The organism is Streptomyces sp. G45 (genome assembly GCF_049542095.1).
GTDB lineage: Bacteria > Actinomycetota > Actinomycetes > Streptomycetales > Streptomycetaceae > Streptomyces.
This window is the reverse complement of sequence record NZ_JBMUZU010000001.1, coordinates 6,940,481-6,958,399: the sequence shown is the minus strand read 5'-3', so window position 1 is coordinate 6,958,399 and position 17,919 is coordinate 6,940,481. Positions and strand designations below refer to the sequence as shown.

16 protein-coding genes are annotated in these 17,919 nt (G+C 73.8%); 8 read left to right on the top strand and 8 right to left on the bottom strand.

Translation table 11 applies throughout. The annotated features are described in order from the left end of the window. Positions 1-123: 123 nt before the first annotated feature. Both ACOBQU_RS29410 and ACOBQU_RS29405 read right to left on the bottom strand, forming a co-directional pair. Positions 124-1,521 (bottom strand): amidohydrolase, encoded by a 1,398-nt coding sequence (locus ACOBQU_RS29410; RefSeq protein ID WP_423631122.1) that lies wholly within the window; start codon positions 1,519-1,521, stop codon positions 124-126. Between the two features lie 205 nt (positions 1,522-1,726). Continuing rightward, entirely contained in the window at positions 1,727-2,776 is a 1,050-nt protein-coding gene (locus tag ACOBQU_RS29405) for a phosphatidylinositol-specific phospholipase C domain-containing protein (protein WP_423634794.1), read from the bottom strand. 230 nt (positions 2,777-3,006) lie between these two features. Between ACOBQU_RS29405 and ACOBQU_RS29400 the strand changes: the two genes are divergently transcribed. Both ACOBQU_RS29400 and ACOBQU_RS29395 read left to right on the top strand, forming a co-directional pair. Beyond that, positions 3,007-3,477, top strand: a complete 471-nt coding sequence (locus ACOBQU_RS29400; RefSeq protein WP_423631120.1) for a DUF3574 domain-containing protein — start codon at positions 3,007-3,009, stop codon at positions 3,475-3,477. A 150-nt stretch (positions 3,478-3,627) separates the two neighbouring features. Next, entirely contained in the window at positions 3,628-6,189 is a 2,562-nt protein-coding gene (locus ACOBQU_RS29395; RefSeq protein ID WP_423631118.1) for a serine/threonine-protein kinase, read from the top strand. A 6-nt stretch (positions 6,190-6,195) separates the two neighbouring features. Here ACOBQU_RS29395 and ACOBQU_RS29390 read toward each other — a convergent pair whose 3' ends face one another. Then, positions 6,196-6,609, bottom strand: a complete 414-nt coding sequence (locus ACOBQU_RS29390) for a hypothetical protein (RefSeq protein WP_423631116.1) — start codon at positions 6,607-6,609, stop codon at positions 6,196-6,198. A gap of 252 nt (positions 6,610-6,861) precedes the next feature. Between ACOBQU_RS29390 and ACOBQU_RS29385 the strand changes: the two genes are divergently transcribed. The 5 genes from ACOBQU_RS29385 to ACOBQU_RS29365 all read left to right on the top strand — a co-directional run bounded on the left by ACOBQU_RS29385 (position 6,862) and on the right by ACOBQU_RS29365 (position 11,294). Beyond that, positions 6,862-7,821: a metallophosphoesterase family protein gene (locus ACOBQU_RS29385; RefSeq protein WP_423631114.1), complete on the top strand. Its 960-nt coding sequence runs from the start codon at positions 6,862-6,864 to the stop codon at positions 7,819-7,821. Between the two features lie 21 nt (positions 7,822-7,842). Continuing rightward, the gene (locus ACOBQU_RS29380) at positions 7,843-9,330 is read left to right on the top strand and encodes an MFS transporter (RefSeq protein WP_423631112.1); all 1,488 of its coding nucleotides are present in this window, start codon (positions 7,843-7,845) and stop codon (positions 9,328-9,330) included. 28 nt (positions 9,331-9,358) lie between these two features. After that, positions 9,359-10,324 carry a TolB family protein gene (locus ACOBQU_RS29375; RefSeq protein ID WP_423634792.1) on the top strand — a complete coding sequence of 322 codons (966 nt, stop codon included), beginning with the start codon at positions 9,359-9,361 and terminating at the stop codon, positions 10,322-10,324. A 101-nt stretch (positions 10,325-10,425) separates the two neighbouring features. Beyond that, positions 10,426-10,845: a RidA family protein gene (locus ACOBQU_RS29370; RefSeq protein ID WP_423631110.1), complete on the top strand. Its 420-nt coding sequence runs from the start codon at positions 10,426-10,428 to the stop codon at positions 10,843-10,845. Continuing rightward, entirely contained in the window at positions 10,842-11,294 is a 453-nt protein-coding gene (locus tag ACOBQU_RS29365) for a GNAT family N-acetyltransferase (RefSeq protein WP_423631109.1), read from the top strand. The genes ACOBQU_RS29370 and ACOBQU_RS29365 overlap by 4 nt, the downstream gene beginning before the upstream one ends. An 85-nt stretch (positions 11,295-11,379) precedes the next feature. On the opposite strand, the gene ACOBQU_RS29360 is transcribed toward ACOBQU_RS29365, so the two are convergent. The 4 genes from ACOBQU_RS29360 to ACOBQU_RS29345 form a co-directional block, all read right to left on the bottom strand. Further along, positions 11,380-12,423, bottom strand: a complete 1,044-nt coding sequence (locus tag ACOBQU_RS29360; RefSeq protein ID WP_423634790.1) for a glycoside hydrolase family 6 protein — start codon at positions 12,421-12,423, stop codon at positions 11,380-11,382. 212 nt (positions 12,424-12,635) lie between these two features. Continuing rightward, positions 12,636-13,610: a prolyl aminopeptidase gene (gene pip, locus ACOBQU_RS29355; protein ID WP_423631107.1), complete on the bottom strand. Its 975-nt coding sequence runs from the start codon at positions 13,608-13,610 to the stop codon at positions 12,636-12,638. Positions 13,611-13,667: 57 nt separating this feature from the next. Then, positions 13,668-15,191, bottom strand: coding sequence for a YfcC family protein (locus ACOBQU_RS29350; RefSeq protein ID WP_423631105.1), 1,524 nt, complete (start codon positions 15,189-15,191; stop codon positions 13,668-13,670). Further along, the gene (locus ACOBQU_RS29345; RefSeq protein WP_423631103.1) at positions 15,188-16,549 is read right to left on the bottom strand and encodes a M20/M25/M40 family metallo-hydrolase; all 1,362 of its coding nucleotides are present in this window, start codon (positions 16,547-16,549) and stop codon (positions 15,188-15,190) included. The genes ACOBQU_RS29350 and ACOBQU_RS29345 overlap by 4 nt, the downstream gene beginning before the upstream one ends. 146 nt (positions 16,550-16,695) lie before the next feature. Between ACOBQU_RS29345 and ACOBQU_RS29340 the strand changes: the two genes are divergently transcribed. Beyond that, the gene (locus ACOBQU_RS29340) at positions 16,696-17,106 is read left to right on the top strand and encodes an RNA-binding S4 domain-containing protein (RefSeq protein WP_423631101.1); all 411 of its coding nucleotides are present in this window, start codon (positions 16,696-16,698) and stop codon (positions 17,104-17,106) included. An 88-nt stretch (positions 17,107-17,194) separates the two neighbouring features. Here ACOBQU_RS29340 and ACOBQU_RS29335 read toward each other — a convergent pair whose 3' ends face one another. Then, on the bottom strand, positions 17,195-17,908 hold the full coding sequence (locus tag ACOBQU_RS29335; RefSeq protein WP_423631100.1) for a class I SAM-dependent methyltransferase: 714 nt from the start codon (positions 17,906-17,908) through the stop codon (positions 17,195-17,197). Between the last annotated feature and the right edge of the window lie 11 nt (positions 17,909-17,919).

Below are 17,919 nucleotides of genomic sequence, written 5' to 3'. Positions count from 1 at the left end.
GGCGCATTCCTCCGGATCCGGTCCGCGGTCTTCGTGAGGGTGGACCGGGGGCGGCGCCGGAACTCATCGGCGGTGGGCGGGGTTTTCGCAACTTTCTTGGCACATCGGTCGGCGCGGCGGCCGTCAGGCGTCGTACTCCTGGATCCGCCGCCCGTGCCCCCGCTCGACCAGGCCCGGAAGGCGCTCGGTCAACTCCCCCACGACCGCGGGCACGTCCACGGTCAGCAGCTTCCGGTCGCGCATCAGGACGCGCCCGTCGACGATCGTCGTGGTGACGTCCGCGCTGCGGGCGCTGTGCACGAGGGTGGCGGCGAGGTCGTGCACCGGCTGGGTGTGCGGCCCGCTGAGGTCGACGAGGACGACGTCGGCGCGGCGGCCCGGCGCGAGGGAGCCGATCGCGTCGCCGAGGCCGACGGCCCGCGCGCTCTGGAGCGTGGCGTGGTGCAGCGCCTGACGCGAGGTCAGCCAGCGGGGGTCGCCGGTGGCGGACTTCTGCACGAGCGCGGTGAGCGCCATCGACTCCCACACGTCGAGGGAGTTGTTGGACGCGGCGCCGTCGGTGGCGAGGCCCACCGGGATGCCGAGTTCGGCGAGGAGCCGTACGGGGGTGGGGTCCCAGGCGAACTTCAGGTAGCCGCGAGGGGCGCTGGCGACGGCGACGCGTCCGGTGGCGGCGGCGAGGGCGGCCCGGTCGCGGTCGACGATGCCGGTGCCGTGGGCGATGAGGACGTCGACGTCGAGCAGGCCGGTGCGGCGCAGGATCTCGATGGGCGTCGCGCCGTGCCGGGCGAGGCTGTGCTCGGTCTGGTCGCGGCTCTCGGCTGCGTGCAGGTGCACGGGCAGGCCGTGCTCGCGGGCGAGGTCGGCGGTGGCGGCGAGGTCGGTGTCGTCGACGGTGTACGGGGCGTGCGGGGCCAGGCAGGTGGTGACGCGGCCGTCGGCGTCGCCCGCGCGGCGCAGCGCGAAGTCGAGGGAGGCGGCCCGGCCCTCGGGGCCCTGCGAGGAGAAGTAGGCCTGGCCGAGCAGGGCGCGCAGGCCGGTGTCGGCGACGACGTCCGCGACGGTGTCCATGGCGAAGTAGTGGTCGGCGAAGGTGGTGACGCCGCCGCGGATCAGCTCGGCGCAGGCGAGGGAGGCGCCGAGTTCCACGTCGCGCGCGCCGAGGTTGGACTCGATGGGCCAGATGTGGTCGTTGAACCACTCCTCGACCGGCAGGTCCTCCGCGACGCCGCGCAGCGCCACCATCGGCGCGTGCGTATGGCAGTTGACCAGGCCCGGCAGCGCGGCCTGGCCGCGCGCGTCGATCCGCTCGACGGCGTCGAGGCCCGCGACGGCGTCCGCGGTGGTGACGTCGGCGATCAGCCCGTCGCGTACGACGATCGCGGCGCCCTCGACGAAGCGGACGCGCTCCTCCTCGTCGTGGACGAGCGCGGTGCAGCCGGTGATGAGCAGGTCGGCGGGACGGCCCGGGCCACCGGCGGCTACGGGGTCGGCGGGGCCGGGCGCGGCAGACGCGGTCATACGTTCACAGTATGCCGGGCGCGTTCACGGTACGCCGTGCGCGGGCGCAGTACGCCGTGCGCGGGCGCGCCCCGAAAGGCCGCGGGGAGCCGCGCGACCAGCCACGACGCCGCCGCGGCCGAACGACCGCACGGCCCGGCACCCGGCGACCCCCTCAGCCACGCCGCACCCGGCAGAAAGCCCAGCCACGCCCCCGGCGAACCCCTCAGCCGCGCGGCACCACCGTGCCGAGCACCCCCGGCAGCGGATACCAGTCCGCCGACACCACGCTGGCGTGCCGCTGGGCGAGCAGCGCGACCCGGTCGCGGGCCTGGGCCTCCGTGGGCCGGGTGCCGTCGATGGCGGGCGGCACCTTGTGGGCGTCGGTCATGACGACGAGGTAGCCCCGGTCGGCGTACCACCGGGTGTCGACGGTCCCGCCCGCGTAGACCGACGCGTCGCCGTCGAACAGCACGAACCACGGCCGGAGCGAGACGTCCGCGTAGCGGGTGCGCGGGTCGCCGGGCGCGGCGCCGAGCACGGCGGGGAAGGCGGCGGCGTCCTGGACGCGGCCCGCGGCGGCCAGGTCCCGCAGATGGGTGGCGTACTCGCGGTCGGTCCACAGGGTGTCGGCGGGGTTGTTCTGCTCGACGGTGCCGGGGATCAGCTCGACGACGAACTTGCCCGCGAGCGCGGACCGCCCGGGCCAGCCCTTGGCGCGGACGGCCTCGTCCAGCGTGGCGCCGCCGGTGGCGAGGTCGCCCGGCCGGTACAGGGCGTCGCCGAGCTTGGCCTTGAGCAGGGCGTCGAGGTCGGCGGGGCCGCGTCCGCCGCGGGCCTGGAAGCCGTCCTTCAGCTCGACCTTCAGCAGGATCGGGCGGTGCCCGGGGTGGGCGTCGTGCCAGGCCCTGAGGTCGGCGAGGCAGCCGTCGAGGCGCTGGTTGCGGGACTTGGTGCGCAGTTCCTCCGGCCGCTGCGCGTTCTCGCAGTTGTTGTCGTTGCCGACGGGGTTGCTGTGCGCGACGCGCCAGCCGCTGCCGAACACATTGGTCCACACGTCGAGTTCGAGCATGGCCGCGCCGGAGTCGAGCGCGTCGGCGAGGTAGGGGTACTTCGTCTTCTCGTACGCGTTGTGCACGCCGACGCCGGTGGTCGCGCCGTACGAGGCGTCGGCGCGCGGAGCGGTGGGCTCCGCCGCGGTCGCCGTTCCGATCAGCGCCCCGCCCAGCACACAGCCCGCCACACAGCCCGCCACGACCCCGCGCGTCACCTTCAGCACCGCCACCCCGCCCGTCCCTCCCGAACCATCCGTCAAGTCCCGGGCACCGTACGGGACGCGGGTGACGCGACGGAAGACAGCGACTTACGGCCACGCCCCGTGGCGCTGCCGCCGCGCCGGGGTCCGGTCCTCTACCGTGGCGCCCGCCGAACCCACCCGCACCGGAGAGACCGGCCGGAAAGACAGGCCGGAACAGGCCGGAAAGACCGAAAGGCGACCCCACCTTCATGGCCCTGACCCTCACCCTCACCGGCCCGCGCCTGGCCCTCGCCGCGGCGGCGGCCGTCCTCGCGGTCGGCGCGCCCACGGCGTACGCGGCCCTCGACTCCGACGCGCCGCAGCCGCCCGCGGCGTCGGCGCAGCGCGGCAAGCCGTTCGTCGAGACCCGCCTGTTCTTCGGCACCGAACGGCCCGACGGCGGGCCCGACGTGACGGACAAGCAGTTCATGAAGTTCATCGACACCGAGGTGACGCCCCGCTTCCCCGACGGCCTGACGATCCAGCGCGGCCGGGGCCAGTGGAAGGACAGCAACGGCACGATCGAGCGCGAGCGGTCCTACGAGCTGATCCTGCTCTACCCGACGGGTGAGGCGAAGCAGCGCGACAAGCTCATCGAGGAGATCCGCTCGGACTACGAGAAGCGGTTCGCGCAGGACTCGGTGGGCCGCGTCGACGACCGGACGCGGGTCGACTTCTGAGCCGCTGAACCCTCTTTGAGCCGCTGAACCCCCTTAGGGGGCGCGCCCGGCGCCCGCGGGCCGCCGCTCACGCCCCCTTTCGCCCCGACCGGGCCCCCCGCGCCCCGTTGCGCTCTACGCTGGTGCTGCCCGTGGCGAAGGGGGACCGCCATGCTGCACCTGCCACTGCACCGGGACTTCCGGTACATCCACGAGCCGCTGCCCGTGGGCGACGGCGCGATACCCGTGCTCGGTCACGAGGAGCTGGTCGACGCGCTGCGGGAGCGGCTGACGTACTCGCACGGCGGGACCTTCCTCGTCACCGGCTTCCGGGGCGTCGGCAAGTCGACGCTGGTGCTGCGCGCGCTCGCCCGCGCCGCCGCCGAGCAGCGGCGCGGCGAGGCGCTGCTGCCGGTGCACCTGAACGTGGCCCGGCGGATGGAGCCGGACCAGCTGCTCTTCGCCGTCGTGCGCAGGATCTTCGAGACCCTGGACGACCGGGGCCTGTTCGCGCGGCTTCCGGCGGAGGTCCGCGAGGCGCTGCTGCTGGCCTACACGCGTACGTCCCTGTCGTTCACGCAGACCCACGCCGAGGGCAGCGAGTACGGGGCGGCGCTCGGCTTCGGGATGCAGAAGGGCGGCCCGCTCGCCTCGCTGACGCCGTCGCTGTCCATGACCGGCAAGAAGGTCAGCGGCCGGGCGATGGAGGCGTCGTTCCTCGCGTACTCGGAGACCGACGTCGAGCACGACCTCGTACGGATCATCCAGCTGCTCGGCGACGTGGACGGCACCCGGCCGCCGCCCCGGCGGCTGCTGCGGCGGCGGCGCAGGTCGCGGCTGCGCATCCACCCGGTGATCGTGCTCGACGAGGTCGACAAGCTCACCGACAACTCCACGGACGCCATCGCCGACCTGGAGAAGCTGCTCGGCACCCTGAAGAACGTGCTGACCGCGCGCGGCGCCCACTTCATCGTCGTCGCCGGGCCGGACCTGCACGACCAGGTCCTGAAGGACGCGGACCGGGGCGGCGGCCTGTACGAGAGCGTCTTCGCGTGGCGGATGTACGTGCCGTGCCTGTGGGCGGCGCCGGAGCGGCTGGTGACGGGCCTGTCCGCGCTCGGCCGCGCGGAGCAGGGTCTGGCCCCGCTGCCGATGCCGTCGGCGCAGTGGCTTCTGACCCGCACCTGGGACGGGCAGGCGTCGCTGAGCGAGGTGATGGCGCTCACGTCGCTGATCACGCACCTCCAGTTCAAGGCGCGCGGGGTGCCGCGCAGGCTGCTCCAGGAGTTCAACTCCCTGGTCACCTGGGACGAGACGGGCCGCCCGGCGCTGCGGGTGACGGGGGACGACTGGCAGCGGGTGCAGTTCTACAGCCACCTGGAAGCGGTCGTCACGGAGGCGGTGTCCGCGAACACCACGAGCGGCCTGGCGACCGTGCCCATCGACATCGACCGGTGGCGGCTCGGCGGCTACCACCTGGTGGACTGGACGCTGCGCAGCCGCGGCCGGGTCTTCACCGCGGCGGACATCACCGGGGACGGCCAGGTCGACCCGCTGCTCAGGATGGACAGCCCCACCGCGGAACGCCTGCTTCGCCACCTCGCGCAGAGCGGTGTCGTGGAGGTCGTCAGCGAGGGCGGCCGCCCGGACGCCACGGTGTACGGCAACCCCGCCGACGCCGCCATCACGTACTACAAGCTCACCGAGGGCTACGCCCGCCGCCTCGCGGGCTTCGCCCGGCACAGCGAGAGCGAACGCGCCGACCTGGGCCTGCCCGCGCCGCCCGCGCGCAGCGTCTGGGACGACACGCTGAGCCCGCCGACCGTGACCACCACGGGCGCGGCGACCGGGCAGGTGGCGCGGGTGGAGCCGGAGCCGCCGGTGATGCTGCTCGCCGACCGCTACGAGCTGCGCCAGCTGATCGGGCAGGGCGGCATGGGCTCGGTCTACCGGGGCCGCGACCTGCGCACGGGCGAGGAGGTCGCGGTGAAGCTGGTGCACCGGGTGGCCGCGCAGGACCCCGCGATGCGGGCCCGCTTCGCCCGGGAGGCGCAGATCGGCCTGCGGATGCGGCACCCCAACGTGGCGCGCGGCATCGCGGTGGTGGAGCATCCGGAACCGGCCCTGGTCATGGAGCTGGTCGAGGGCCCGTCCCTGTACGACCTGCTCCAGGAGGGTCGGCTGCCGCCTCCGCGCGACCTCGCGTCCCTGGCCGAGAACCTGGGCGAGGCCCTGTCCTACCTGCACGCCCAGGGGTTGTCCCGGATCGACCTGAAGCCGTCCAACGTCATCGTGCACCCCGCCCGGGGCGCCGTGATCATCGACCTGGGCGTGGCCCGCACCCTGGACTCGGCCATGACGCAGCTGACCGACACCGGCATCGTGATCGGCACGCCGGTCTACATGGCCCCCGAGCAGGCGCTCGGCGCCGACGTGGACATCCGCTCCGACCTGTACGCCCTGGGCGTCATGCTGTACGAGTGCGCCGCGGGCCGACGGCCGCACGCGGACGGGGAGCTGGTGCGGGTCATGTACACCATCGTCCACCAGGACGTCGACGTCAGTTCGCTGGGCATCTCCCCCGAGCTGCGGCAGGTCCTGAGCACCTGTCTGGCCCGGGACCCGGAGGACCGCTACCAGGATCCGGCGGCCTTCCTCGCGGCGCTGCGCGCCACCCCGGAGGCGCTGGGCCCGCCGTCCACGGGCTTCCACCCCTTGGCGGACACGGGCTGACCCCGGCTATCCCAGATGCACGTCCCCCACGGTGTGGGCCTGGATGACGCCGCCGTGCTGCACTCCGCCGCTGATGGTGTTGTGCGCGGCCCCGCCGCGCGCCCCGCCCTCACCCTCGTACCCCAACTCCGCGAGCAGCGCCCGCAGTTCCCGGGCGGCTTCGGGGTCGTCGCGCAGGGCGCGGCGCATCCGGTTGCGCCACTCGACGCGCAGGCCCTCCTCGACCGTGGCGTCGCGGGAGGCGGTCAACTCCGCGCGGGCCTCGTCGAGTTCCCCGGCGAGACCGTCCTCGCCGCCGTCCCGGCGCCGCCCGAGGAAGGCGGCCACCCGGTCCCGGGCGTGCGTCCATCCGTCCCCGACCATCGCCTGCACGAGCGCGGTCGCACCGGCCGCCGCGAGGGCGGTCACTTCTGGGTCCACCGGGTCTCCTCCACCAGGGGCGCACGGGTGTTCGCGGGCGGCGCACTCCGCGCGGAGCACGCGGACGAACTGGGTCAACGGTAGCTCCGGGCGGGGGCGTTGGGGAGGAGGACGCCTCCGCCCGGGGTGATCGTCTTCGTCGGTAGGAAAGTTTCCTAACTATTCCGCTCCACGATATTGACGCGCACATGCCTGCTCGCCACCATTCCTGAGACGGTCCTCCCCACCCCCCTCACCCCCCAGGAGAAGGACATGGCTCCCACCTCTCGTGCGCCCATTTCCCGTCGCCGCAAGGCCCGTTGGGGCGTGCCCGCCGCCGCGGGCGCCGCGCTCGCCGTCACCGGAGGGCTGCTGGTGTGGTCGCCCGCCGACGCCGCCGAGAACGGGCGGGACACGCGGGCCGCGCGGGCCGCGTTCTCCGCGGTCGCCGTGGGCGACATCGCCGAGCAGTGCACCAAGAGCGACAGCAAGTGCGCGCACCCGAAGACCGCGGCGCTGGTGCAGCAGCTCGACCCCGAGTTCGTGCTGACCATGGGCGACAACCAGTACGACGACGCCCGGCTCAAGGACTTCCAGAAGTACTACGCGACCACGTGGGGCGCCTTCAAGAACAAGACCAAGCCGGTGCCGGGCAACCACGAGACGTACGATCCGGCGGGGCCGCTCAAGGGCTACAAGAGCTACTTCGGGTCCGTGGCCTACCCCAACGGCAAGAGCTACTACAGCTTCGACAAGGGCAACTGGCACTTCGTCGCCCTCGACTCCAACAGCTTCGACGACTCGTCGCAGATCAACTGGCTCAAGTCCGACCTCGCCGCCACCTCCAAGAAGTGCGTGGCCGCCTACTTCCACCACCCGCTGTTCTCCTCCGGAGAGCACGGCAACAACCCCGTGAGCAAGCCCGTGTGGAAGCTGCTGCGCGGCGCCAAGGTCGAGCTGGTGCTCGGCGGACACGACCACCACTACGAGCGGTTCGCGCCGCAGGACGAGAACGGCAAGGCCGACGCGGACAAGGGCATCGTCGAGGTCATCGCCGGGACCGGCGGCGCCAACCCGTACAAGATCGAGGAAGTCCAGCGCAACAGCCAGAAGCGGATCACCAACACCTACGGAGTGGTGAAGCTCGACTTCGGAGACGACGGGTTCTCCTGGAAGCTGATCGGAACGGACGGGTCCACCAAGGACAGCAGCCCGTCCTACGACTGCCGCTGACCCGGGGCGGGCAGCGCACCGATGTATCTGGCCACCACCGACGCGGTCGCCACGGCCACCCAGGGTCGCCGCACGCGCGGCCGCGTCACCGGTCCCGTCCTCGCGCTCGGCGCGGTCAGCCTCGTCACGGACATCTCCTCGGAGATGGTGACGGCGGTCCTTCCGCTGTACTTCGTGCTCGGGCTCGGACTCTCCCCGCTCGCCTTCGGGTTCCTCGACGGGCTCTACAACGGCGTCACCGCCGTCGTGCGCCTCCTCGGCGGGTACGCCGCCGACCGCGGCGGCCGCCACAAGCTCGTCGCGGGCTCCGGCTACCTGCTGTCCGCCCTGTCCCGGCTCGGCCTGCTGCTCGCGGGCGGCGCCACCGCCGGGATCGGCGCGGCCCTCGCCGCCGACCGGATCGGCAAGGGCGTGCGCACCGCGCCCCGCGACGCCCTGATCTCCCTGAGCAGCCCGCCCGACGCGCTCGGCCGCGCCTTCGGAGTGCACCGGGCGATGGACACCACGGGCGCGCTGCTCGGCCCGCTCGCGGCGTTCGCGCTGCTGTGGGTGACCGCCGACGCATACGACGCCGTGTTCGTCGTCAGCTTCTGCTTCGGCCTCTTCGGAGTGCTGCTCCTGGTGGCGTTCGTCCCGGGGCGCGAGGCACTGCCCACAGCGCGCTCGGCACCCAAGCTGAGCGCCTCGCTGGCGCTGCTGCGCGCCCCCTCCTTCCGGCGCCTGTGCGGGGCCGCCGCGCTCCTGGGCGCCGCCACCATCGGCGACGCGTTCCTCTACCTGCTGCTCCAGCGGCGGCTGGACTTCGCGGAGAGCTGGTTCCCGCTGCTTCCCCTCGGCACGGCGGCGGTGTACCTGCTGCTCGCCGTCCCGGCCGGGCGGATCGCCGACCGCTTCGGGCGCCGGGTGCCGTTCCTCGCCGGGCACATCGCGCTGCTCGGGGCGTATCTGCTGCTGCTCCTGCCGACCGGCGGGCGGACGCTGCTCGTCGGGGTGCTGCTCGGACTCGGGGTGTTCTACGCCGCCACGGACGGCATCCTGATGGCGCTCGCCGCCCCCTTCGTACCGTCGGCGCAGCGGGCCGCGGGCATGGCCGTGCTCCAGACCGGCCAGGCGCTCAGCCGCCTCGTGGCCGCGGCCGGGTTCGGCGCCGCGTGGACGCTGTGGGGCATCGGCGCGGCCCTGACCTGCGCGGCGCTCGCGCTGGCGGTGGCGATCGCCGGGGCGGCGGCGCTGCTGCCGCGGCGGGACGCGGGGGCTCCGGAGGCGCCCGACGCTTCCGGGACCTCCGGGGCGCCCGACGCTCCGGACGCTCCTGACACCACCGGCGCCACCGCGACTCCTGAGACCACCGGCACCACCAGCGCCTTCAGCACCACGAGCACCACCAGCACTGCTGGCACCGCTGATACCTCAGGCACCTCAGACACCTCGGACACCTCCAGTGCCCCTAGCTCCCCAGGCACCACCAGCACCCCCGCTCTCCGTGCCCCCGCGGAAGGGACACCATGACCCCGCTTCCCCCGCCCGCCTGCGCTTGATCGCCGTCGCCGCGGCCGCCGCCCTGCTCACGGCCGTCGCCGTCGCCTACACAGTGCGAGCCGCCCACGACGCCCAACCGGTCTCCGCCACCTCGAAGTTCGCCCTCGACACAGGGAAGCTCTACTTCCGCTCCACGCAGGCGGGCGCGGGCCGCGTGGCCCGGCTGCCGCTGTCCGGCGGCGACCGGCGCACCACCGGCGGCCCGTCCTGCGAGCGCTTCTACGCCGCCGGGGGCACCGGCCTGTGCCTGCTGCGCCGCCCCGGCATCCCGCCCAAGTCGTACGCCGTCGTCCTGAACGACCGGCTGCGCGAGCAGCGGCGGATCGCGCTGACCGGCATCCCCAACCGGGCGCGCGTCTCGGCGTCCGGGCGGATGCTGTCGTGGACCATGTTCACCACCGGCGACTCCTACGCGGGCGGCAGCTCGACCTTCTCCACGCGCACCTCGATCCTCGACACCCGCACCGGCTACCTGATCAAGAACATGGAGGAGATCCCGCTCACCATCGACGGCCGCCGCTACCACTCCCCCGACGTCAACTACTGGGGCGTCACCTTCGCCCGCGACGACAACCGCTTCTACGCCACCGTCTCCACGAAGGGCAAGACCTACCTGATCCGCGGCGACATGCGGAAGTGGTCGGCGACGGCCCTGCGCGAGAACGTCGAGTGCCCGTCGCTGTCCCCCGACAACACCCGCCTCGCGTTCAAGAAGCGGGTCCGCGGCGGCACCTCCGACCCGTGGCGGCTGTACGTCCTCGACCTGCGGACGATGCGCGAGCGGCCGCTCGCCGAGCGGCGCAACGTCGACGACCAGGCCGCCTGGCTGGACGACGGCACCCTCGCGTACGCGCTGCCCGGCCGCGAGGGCCGCAAGCAGGACGTCTGGACCGTGCCCGCCGACGGCTCGGGGCGGCCCGAACTCCGTGTCCCCGGGGCCAGTTCACCGGCGGCCGTGCGCTGAGCGGCCCGCCGTCCGGGGGCCCGGGTGCGCCGTCACGGCCGCCCCTGCCTTCACGCGAAATTTAGGTGCGGGCGGGGGCGGGCGGCGCTGACGATGGCCTCATGACCGTTCAGCGCACTGTCGTCCCGTCCCTGTTCCCGCCTCCTGGATACGCCCACGCGGCCGTCGTCGAAGCCGGGACCCGGCTCGCCTTCCTGGCCGGTTCCGTGCCGCTCGACCCCGAGGGGAAGCTGGTCGGCGAGGGCGACCCGGTGCGCCAGGCCGAGCAGGTCATAGCCAATCTGGAAGAGGCCCTGCGAGCCGTGGGCAGCGACCCGTCCCAGGTCGTCGCGAGCACGGTGTACGTGGTGGCGCACGAGCCCGGCGCGCTGACCGAGGTGTGGGAGGTCGTCCGCGCCTCCGGCCTGCTCACCCCGCAGCCGCACACGTCGACGCTGCTCGGCGTGACCGTCCTCGGCTACCCGGGCCAGCTGGTGGAGATCACGGTGACGGCCGTCGTGCCGGACGGCGCCGCCGGGTGACCGCCGAGACCCTCACCCTGCGCGCCGCCACGACCGCCGACGCCGCGGCCGTCACCGAGGTCTATCTGCGGTCGTACGACGCCGCGCTGCCGACGGTCCGCCGCGCCCACTCCAACGCCGAGGTCCGAGAGTTCTTCCAGCACGTGGTGCTGGGGCGCGGCGGCACGTGGGTGGCGGAGGCGGCCGGTGCCGTCGTCGGCATGATGGTGCTCGACGGCGCCGAGCTGAGCCAGCTCTATCTGGCGCCCGACCGGCGCGGCCAGGGCATCGGCGACCGCTTCATGGCGCTCGCCAAACGCCTGGCCCCCGACGGCATCGACCTGTGGACCTTCCAGGTCAACGCGCCCGCCCGCCGGTTCTACGAGCGGCACGGGTTCGTGGCGGCCGAGCGGACGGACGGCGACAACGAGGAGGGCGAGCCGGACGTGCGGTACGTGTGGCGCCCTTGAACGCCAACGCCAACGCCGCCAGCGCCTTCGCCCTAGCCTTCCCCTGCGTTTTCGACGGTGCCCGTGCCGTCGTCGCGGGCGCCGCTCAGCCCTTGGCCGCCCGCGCCAGGCCCAGCGCGTAGCTCGGCCACCACGCCCCGGCCACCGGCCCGCCCCGGCACTGCCCGTCGGACTCACCGGGGCGCTTGATCCACAGGTAGGCGTCGATGGCGGGGTCGCCGGTGCGGGTGGTGGGCGGGGTGCCGAGGGCGCGGCCCGGCGGGTTGCACCACGGCTTGTCGCCCGTGTAGGGGCCGTTGCCGTTGCGGCTGGTGTCGATGACGAAGTGCCGGTCGCCGCCGAGCGCCCGGGCGACGCGGTGACCGTACGCGGAACTCACGGCGTTGGTGTGGAAGTTGGACACGTTCAGCGCGAAGCCGTCGGCCTTGTCGATGCCCGCGCTGCGCAGCGGGGCGACCAGGCGCCGCTCCTGCGGAATCCAGGTGGCGTTGCCCGCGTCCAGGTACACCCGGGCGCCGGGCTGCCGCTTGAGGCGGGTGACGGCGTGGTCGAGCAGCGCGTACCGCTCGGCGGCGTCGGCGCCCGCGCAGCCCGCCACCATGTGCGCGACGGCGTCCGGTTCCACGATCACGTACGCGGGGTGCGAGCCGAGCCCGGCCGCGAAGTCGTCGATCCAGCGCCGGTAGTGGGCGGCGTCCGTGGCGCCGCCCGCCGAGTAGTCGCCGCAGTCGCGGTGCGGGATGAAGTACGCGACGAGGACGGGGGTGCGGTGCGCTCGGGCCGCGCGGGCCACGAGCGAGCGCACCACCGGGCCCGCACCGTCCTTGATCAGCCACTCCGCCTGGGGGCGGACCGCGATGCGGGACAGGACCCAGCCGTCGGAGAAACGTCCCTGCGCCCACCACTCGGCGACCTGGCGGGAGGCGTGGGTGTCCGGGTTCACCCAGAATCCGGTCGCGTGCGGCGGGGCGGCTTCGCGCGGGGGCGCGGTCTCTCGCGGGGGCGCGGTCTCTCTCAGGGGCGCGGGCGCGGCGGTCCCTCCTGGGGGCGCGGCTGCCAGGGCTCCGAGGGCGAGGAGGGTGACGACGGCACGGGACAGCCATCGGCGGCGAAGGGGGACGTGTTGCAGGGGCACCGGGCGGCTCCGCTCTCCTGGCGCCGGACGACCCGGCGTTCCTCTCACGGAGTGTGCGTCCAGATGCCCTCGTGGTGCAGGTCAACGGGCTTGGTTGCCGTGGAAGTTCACCCCTACGTGGGCGGGGCGGCCTTGCGCTGGTGCCGTGCTGTCGGCCTGCGGCCTCGTCCTCAATCGCCGGACGGGCTTTCCCCTGGCCCTCCGCCTCATGCGCCGGACCGGCCGGGATCCTCCGCCCTGAACCGGTCCGTCGCCGCCACCAGTTCCTCCGCCACCCCCCGCGCGCCCGCGTCGTGGCCCGCCTCGTCCACCAGGATCAGGTCCGCCGTGCCCCACGCCTCCCGCAGGCGCCAGGGGATGCCGAGGAGGTTGCCGAAGTCGAGGGTGCCCTGGACGATCACGCCCGGGATGCCGTGGAGGGACGCCGCGTCGCGCAGGACCGCGCCGTCCTCGCCGAACCAGTGGCCGTGGGCCCAGTAGTGCGTGACGGTGCGGACGAAGCCCGCGCGGAACTCCTCGTCCTCGTACCGGGCGATGGACCGGGGCGGCTGGGACGCCATGGCCGTCTCCCAGTCGGTCCAGGCCCGCGCGGCCCGCGCCCTCGTCCCGGCGTCCCCGGATTCCAGGAGCCGGTGGTAGGCGAGGGCCAGATCGCCGTCCCGCTCCCCCTCGGGGACGGCGGCGCGGAACGCCTCCCAGGCCTCGGGGAAGACCCGGCCGAGCCCCCGCGTCAGCAGGTCGACCTCGGCCTGGCTGCCGGTGGCGACGCCGGTGAGGACCAGCGCGGACACCCGGTCCGGGTACACCTGCGCGTACCGCAGCGCGAGCGCCGAGCCCCAGGAGGCGCCCCACACCAGCCAGCGCTCGATGCCGAGGTGGCGGCGCAGCAGTTCCAGGTCGGCGAGGAGGTGCTTGGCGGTGTTGGCGCCCATGTCGGTGTCCGGGGCGCTCGCCGGGGGCGTGGAGCGGCCCGCGCCGCGCTGGTCGAGCAGCACGATCCGGTACGCGTCGGGGTCGAAGTAGCGCCGGTGGCCCGGCGTGCAGCCGGAGCCGGGCCCGCCGTGCAGGACCACGGCGGGTCTGCCGCGCGGATTGCCGCACTCCTCCCAGTAGACGCGGTTGCCGTCGCCGACGTCGAGCAGCCCGTGGGCGTGCGGTTCGATCTCCGGGTAGAGGGGCATCCGCGCAGCCTAGGCGCCGCCGCCGGTCGGCGTCGCGCGCATTTACGGCGCGGGCCGTCAGGTGAGCGCCGCCCCGGCGGCCACAAACCCGCAGATCAGCACGGCCAGGACCACCAGCAGCGGCCACACGAACCGCAGATACCTGTCGTAGCCCACCTTGGCGAGCGCCACCCCGCCGATCGTCACGGCCGTCGTCGGCACCCACAGGTTCATCCAGCCGCTCGCCGCGGCCCACGCCGTGACGACCACGGACCGCGAGACACCGGCGAAGTCCGCGAGCGGCGCGAGGATCGGCATCGCGAGCGTGGCGTGGCCGGACGTGGAGGGGATGAGGAAGGCGAGCGGCAGGTTTACGAGGAACACGATCACCGCGAACAGGGCCGACGAGGTGCCCTTGACCACGCCCTCGATGGAGTGCAGCACGGTGTCCGTGATCTGCGAGTTGTTCATGATCACGGTGACGCCGCGGGCGAGGACGATCACCAGGGCGGGCGAGATGAAGTCGGCCGCGCCCTGGATCACGGTCGCGCTCAGCTTCTGCTCCCCCATCCGTGCCACCAGGCCGACGAGCACCGCCGCGCACAGGAACAGGGCCGCCAACTGCGGGAAGGACCAGCCCAGTTCGAATCCGTACGGCGTGGCGTCCGCGTCGCCCGTCAGGGCACTGGACCACGGCACCACCGAGAAGATCATGAAGGCGAAGACCAGGGCGACCACCACCAGGATCACCTGGTGCAGCCGGGTCAGCTCGGGCGGCTCCGCCGCGTCGGCGGCCGTCCCCTCCCGGTCGCCGGGCAGGAAGCCGCTCAGGGAGCGGCCGGGGTCCTTCCGTACGCGGCGGGCGTACCGGATGACGTACGCGATGGTCACGGCGGTGAGCACCAGCCACATCGCGAACCGGAGCACGATCCCGTCGCCCAGCGAGATGTCCGCCGCCGAGGAGGCCACTCCGGTCGCGAATGGGTTGACGGTCGAGCACAGCACGCCGACGCCCGCGCCGAGGATGATCGCGCCGACGGCCGTCATCCGGTCGTACCCGAGCGCCAGCATCAGCGGCACGATCAGGCCGTAGAAGCCGAGCGTCTCCTCCGCGAAGCCCTCCACCGTCCCGAGGACGGAGAAGACCACCATGACGCCCGCGATGAGCAGCGCGCCCCGCTCCCGGAGCCGGTGGGCGAGGCGGCCGATGCCCCGGTCGAGGGCGCCGGTGGCGAAGACGACGGTGATGAACGCGCCGATGGCGAGCACGAAGAGGAAGACGCCCGCGCTGCCGTACAGCTCCCCGGCGAGGTCCGGGCCGACCTGCCCCGACTTGGCGTCCTGGACGCCGTACAGGCCGTTGACGGGCGCCAGGAACAGGTCGTTCAGCCGGTCCGCGAAGGACTGCTCGTCCGGCACGCGGTGGTAGCTGCCCTGTACGGGCGCTCCGTCGGCGTTCCGCACGTAGGCGCCGGACGGGATCAGGAACGCCAGCAGCCACACCGCGACCGTCACGATGACGAGGACGGTCAGCGCGCTGGGGAAGGCGAACGTGCGCTTGGGCGCGGGCTCCTCGGTCCCCGGCCCGGTGGTGGCGCTCACGCCCGGCTCCGGCCGTCGAAGTCGGCGGCGTACTCGCGCACGAACGCCCCCAGGGCGAGCACGGTGTTCCGCAGCTCCGAGAGCAGCACGCGCTCGTTCGGGGCGTGCAGGTTGCACATGCTGTCCTGGGCGCCGAAGAGCAGTACCTCCGCTTCGGGCGCGGCCGTGGCGAGCCCGTTGACCAGCGGGATCGAGCCGCCCGTCGCCACGTACGCGGCGTCCTTGCCCCAGGCCTCCTTGAGCGCGGCGAGCGCGGCGCGGTAGGCGGGGCCGCCGGTCACCGCCTCGTAGCCGGGGCCGGTGTCGCCCGGCGTGACGGTCAGCGGGATGCCGAAGGGCCGCAGGGACCGCAGGTGGCCGACGAGCAGGTCCCGTGCCTCGACGGGGTCCTGCCGGGGGTGGAAGCGCAGGTTCAGCTTGGCGCGGGCGTATGGCACCACGGCCGAGGCCGCGTGCTCGACGCCCGGCGCGTCCAGGCCGATCACGGTGACCGCGGGCCCGCTCCACAGCCGCTCGCCCAGGCCCCCGCTGCCGATGAGCGGCACCCCGTCGCGCACGCCCGCGAGGTCGCGGAACTCCTCCTCGGTGTACGACGTCCCCTGCCAGGGCTCGCGGCGCAGGCCCTCGACGGCGACGTCCCCGTGCACGTCGTGCAGGGTGGCGAGCGCCTTGAGCAGCACGAGCAGCGCGTCGGGCGCGGCGCCGCCGAACTCTCCGCTGTGCCGCGGCTCGTCCAGGGTGCGGACCTCGACGACGACCTCGGCGGCGCCGCGCAGGCCGGTGGTGAGGGTGGGCGTGCCGGGGCGGAGGTTGCCGAGGTCGGCGATGACCATGGCGTCGCAGGCGAAGCGCTCGGGGTCGGTGGGCGGGTAGGTGTCGAAGGCGCTGCCGTACTCCTCCTGCCCCTCGATGACGATCTTGACGCCGACGGGCGGGCGGCCCCCGTACGCGCGCAGCATGCCGAGGTGCGCGATGACGTTGGACTTGTCGTCGGCGATGCCCCGGGCGCGCAGGCCCCCTTCGACAGGTGTCGGCTCGAAGGGCGGGGAGCGCCACAGCGTCTCGTCGCCGGGCGGCTGCACGTCGTAGTGCCCGTACAGCAGCACGGTGGGCGCGTCCGGGGCGGGCGGCGGGATCTCCCCGTACACGGCGGGGGCGGTGTCGGGCAGGTCGAGGCGCTCGACGGTGGGCACGCCCGCGTCCCGCAGCAGGGCGGCGACCAGGTCGTGGGCCTCCTCCACCGGGCCGCTCGGGAATCCGGGGAAGGCGATCGAGGGGATCGCGGCGAGCCGTTCGAGGTCGGCGCGCAGGCCGTCCATCAGGCCGTCGACCGTGGTGGCGAGCTCTTCGGGCGTCATGGGCAGCACCTCTGATGCGGGAATATGCCGTCTTTGCCGTGAATGCTGAATTTCAGCCCGCATTATCGAGGGCGAAGGCTGGCGGGTTCCGGACGGCTCGCCGGGGGCCCTGGGTGCCCGCCCCGATGCCGCACTAAGGTCGGCACATGGCTTCGGAGACGTCAGCGAACACGGGGGACGCGACCGGCGGGACCGTCCGCGTCGACAGCTGGATCTGGTCGGTGCGCCTGGTGAAGAGCCGCTCGATGGGCGCGGCGGCGTGCAAGGGCGGACATGTGCGCGTCAACGGCGAGCGCGTGAAGCCCGCGTACGGGGTGAAGCCGGGCGACGAGGTGCGGCTGCGGCAGGCCGGGGGCCGCGAGCGCGTGGTGATCGTCAAGCGGGTCATCCGCAAGCGCGTGGGCGCGCCCGTGGCCGTCGAGTGCTACGTCGACCACAGCCCGCCGCCGCCCCCGCGCGAGGCGGTGGCCCCCGCGGGCATCCGCGACCGCGGCGCCGGGCGTCCCACCAAGCGGGACCGCCGCGAGCTGGAACGGCTCAGGGGGAACCCGCGCTGACCCCCTCGCGGCTCCGCGCCCGGGCGGGCTTCGGCCGCGGGCCCGCCCCGTCGGCGCAGGGGCGGGGCGGGAAGGAGGCCCCGTGCCGTCAGGCCGATGGCACGGCCCGCACCCAGACGCGGTCCTCCGTGAGGTAGCGGTCCACGCGCAGGCCCGCGCCAGAGAGCGCCTCCTCGAACTGCTCCTTGCTCAGCGGCCGTGCCAGGAACGTCTGGGTCCAGGTCGCGTCGGGGAACTCATACTCCGCGTAGACGCGGTTCACGCCGTCTCCCACCGGCTCCGCCGACACGATCCGGACGACGAATCCGGCGGGGTCGACCCGCTCGCGGGGCAGGTCGTCGTGGTAGTCCTCGCCCTCGCGCTGGAACAGCACCACGCCGTCCTCCGCCACGTGCTGACGGCACACCCGCAGCATGCCGTCGCGCACGGACACGTCACCGGCGTGCACCAGGAACGAGCCGAGCAGCACCACGTCGAACCGCTCGCCGAGGTCCAGCGTCTCGATGGCGCCGCGCACCGTGCGCAGGGCGTCGGCGTCGAGGCCGTCCCGCGCGACCAGCTCCCGCGTCTTGTCCAGCATCTCCTGGGACTCGTCCACGGCCGTGACCCGGAAGCCGCGCCGCAGCAGCGGGCGGGTGACGCGGCCCGCGCCGCAGCCCAGTTCGAGAATGTGCGCCCCCGCGGGCACCGCGGCGGCTATGACGTCGGGCTCGTCACCGGCGGGAAGCCGCTCGTACAGGCCCACCGCGCAGCCGTCCGGCGTGATCGCGCCGGGCCCCGTGCCCTCGTATCCCTCACGCATCGTCGTTCCCA

What these genes read in the sequence shown, in the direction of transcription:
- ACOBQU_RS29340 (WP_423631101.1), top strand. Translation starts at nt 16,696, where the DNA reads ATGGCTTCGGAGACGTCAGCGAACACGGGGGACGCGACCGGCGGGACC.
- ACOBQU_RS29370 (WP_423631110.1), top strand. Translation starts at nt 10,426, where the DNA reads ATGACCGTTCAGCGCACTGTCGTCCCGTCCCTGTTCCCGCCTCCTGGA.
- ACOBQU_RS29335 (WP_423631100.1), bottom strand. Translation starts at nt 17,908, where the DNA reads ATGCGTGAGGGATACGAGGGCACGGGGCCCGGCGCGATCACGCCGGAC.
- ACOBQU_RS29400 (WP_423631120.1), top strand. Translation starts at nt 3,007, where the DNA reads ATGGCCCTGACCCTCACCCTCACCGGCCCGCGCCTGGCCCTCGCCGCG.
- ACOBQU_RS29380 (WP_423631112.1), top strand. Translation starts at nt 7,843, where the DNA reads ATGTATCTGGCCACCACCGACGCGGTCGCCACGGCCACCCAGGGTCGC.
- ACOBQU_RS29345 (WP_423631103.1), bottom strand. Translation starts at nt 16,549, where the DNA reads ATGACGCCCGAAGAGCTCGCCACCACGGTCGACGGCCTGATGGACGGC.
- ACOBQU_RS29410 (WP_423631122.1), bottom strand. Translation starts at nt 1,521, where the DNA reads ATGACCGCGTCTGCCGCGCCCGGCCCCGCCGACCCCGTAGCCGCCGGT.
- pip (WP_423631107.1), bottom strand. Translation starts at nt 13,610, where the DNA reads ATGCCCCTCTACCCGGAGATCGAACCGCACGCCCACGGGCTGCTCGAC.
- ACOBQU_RS29395 (WP_423631118.1), top strand. Translation starts at nt 3,628, where the DNA reads ATGCTGCACCTGCCACTGCACCGGGACTTCCGGTACATCCACGAGCCG.
- ACOBQU_RS29385 (WP_423631114.1), top strand. Translation starts at nt 6,862, where the DNA reads ATGGCTCCCACCTCTCGTGCGCCCATTTCCCGTCGCCGCAAGGCCCGT.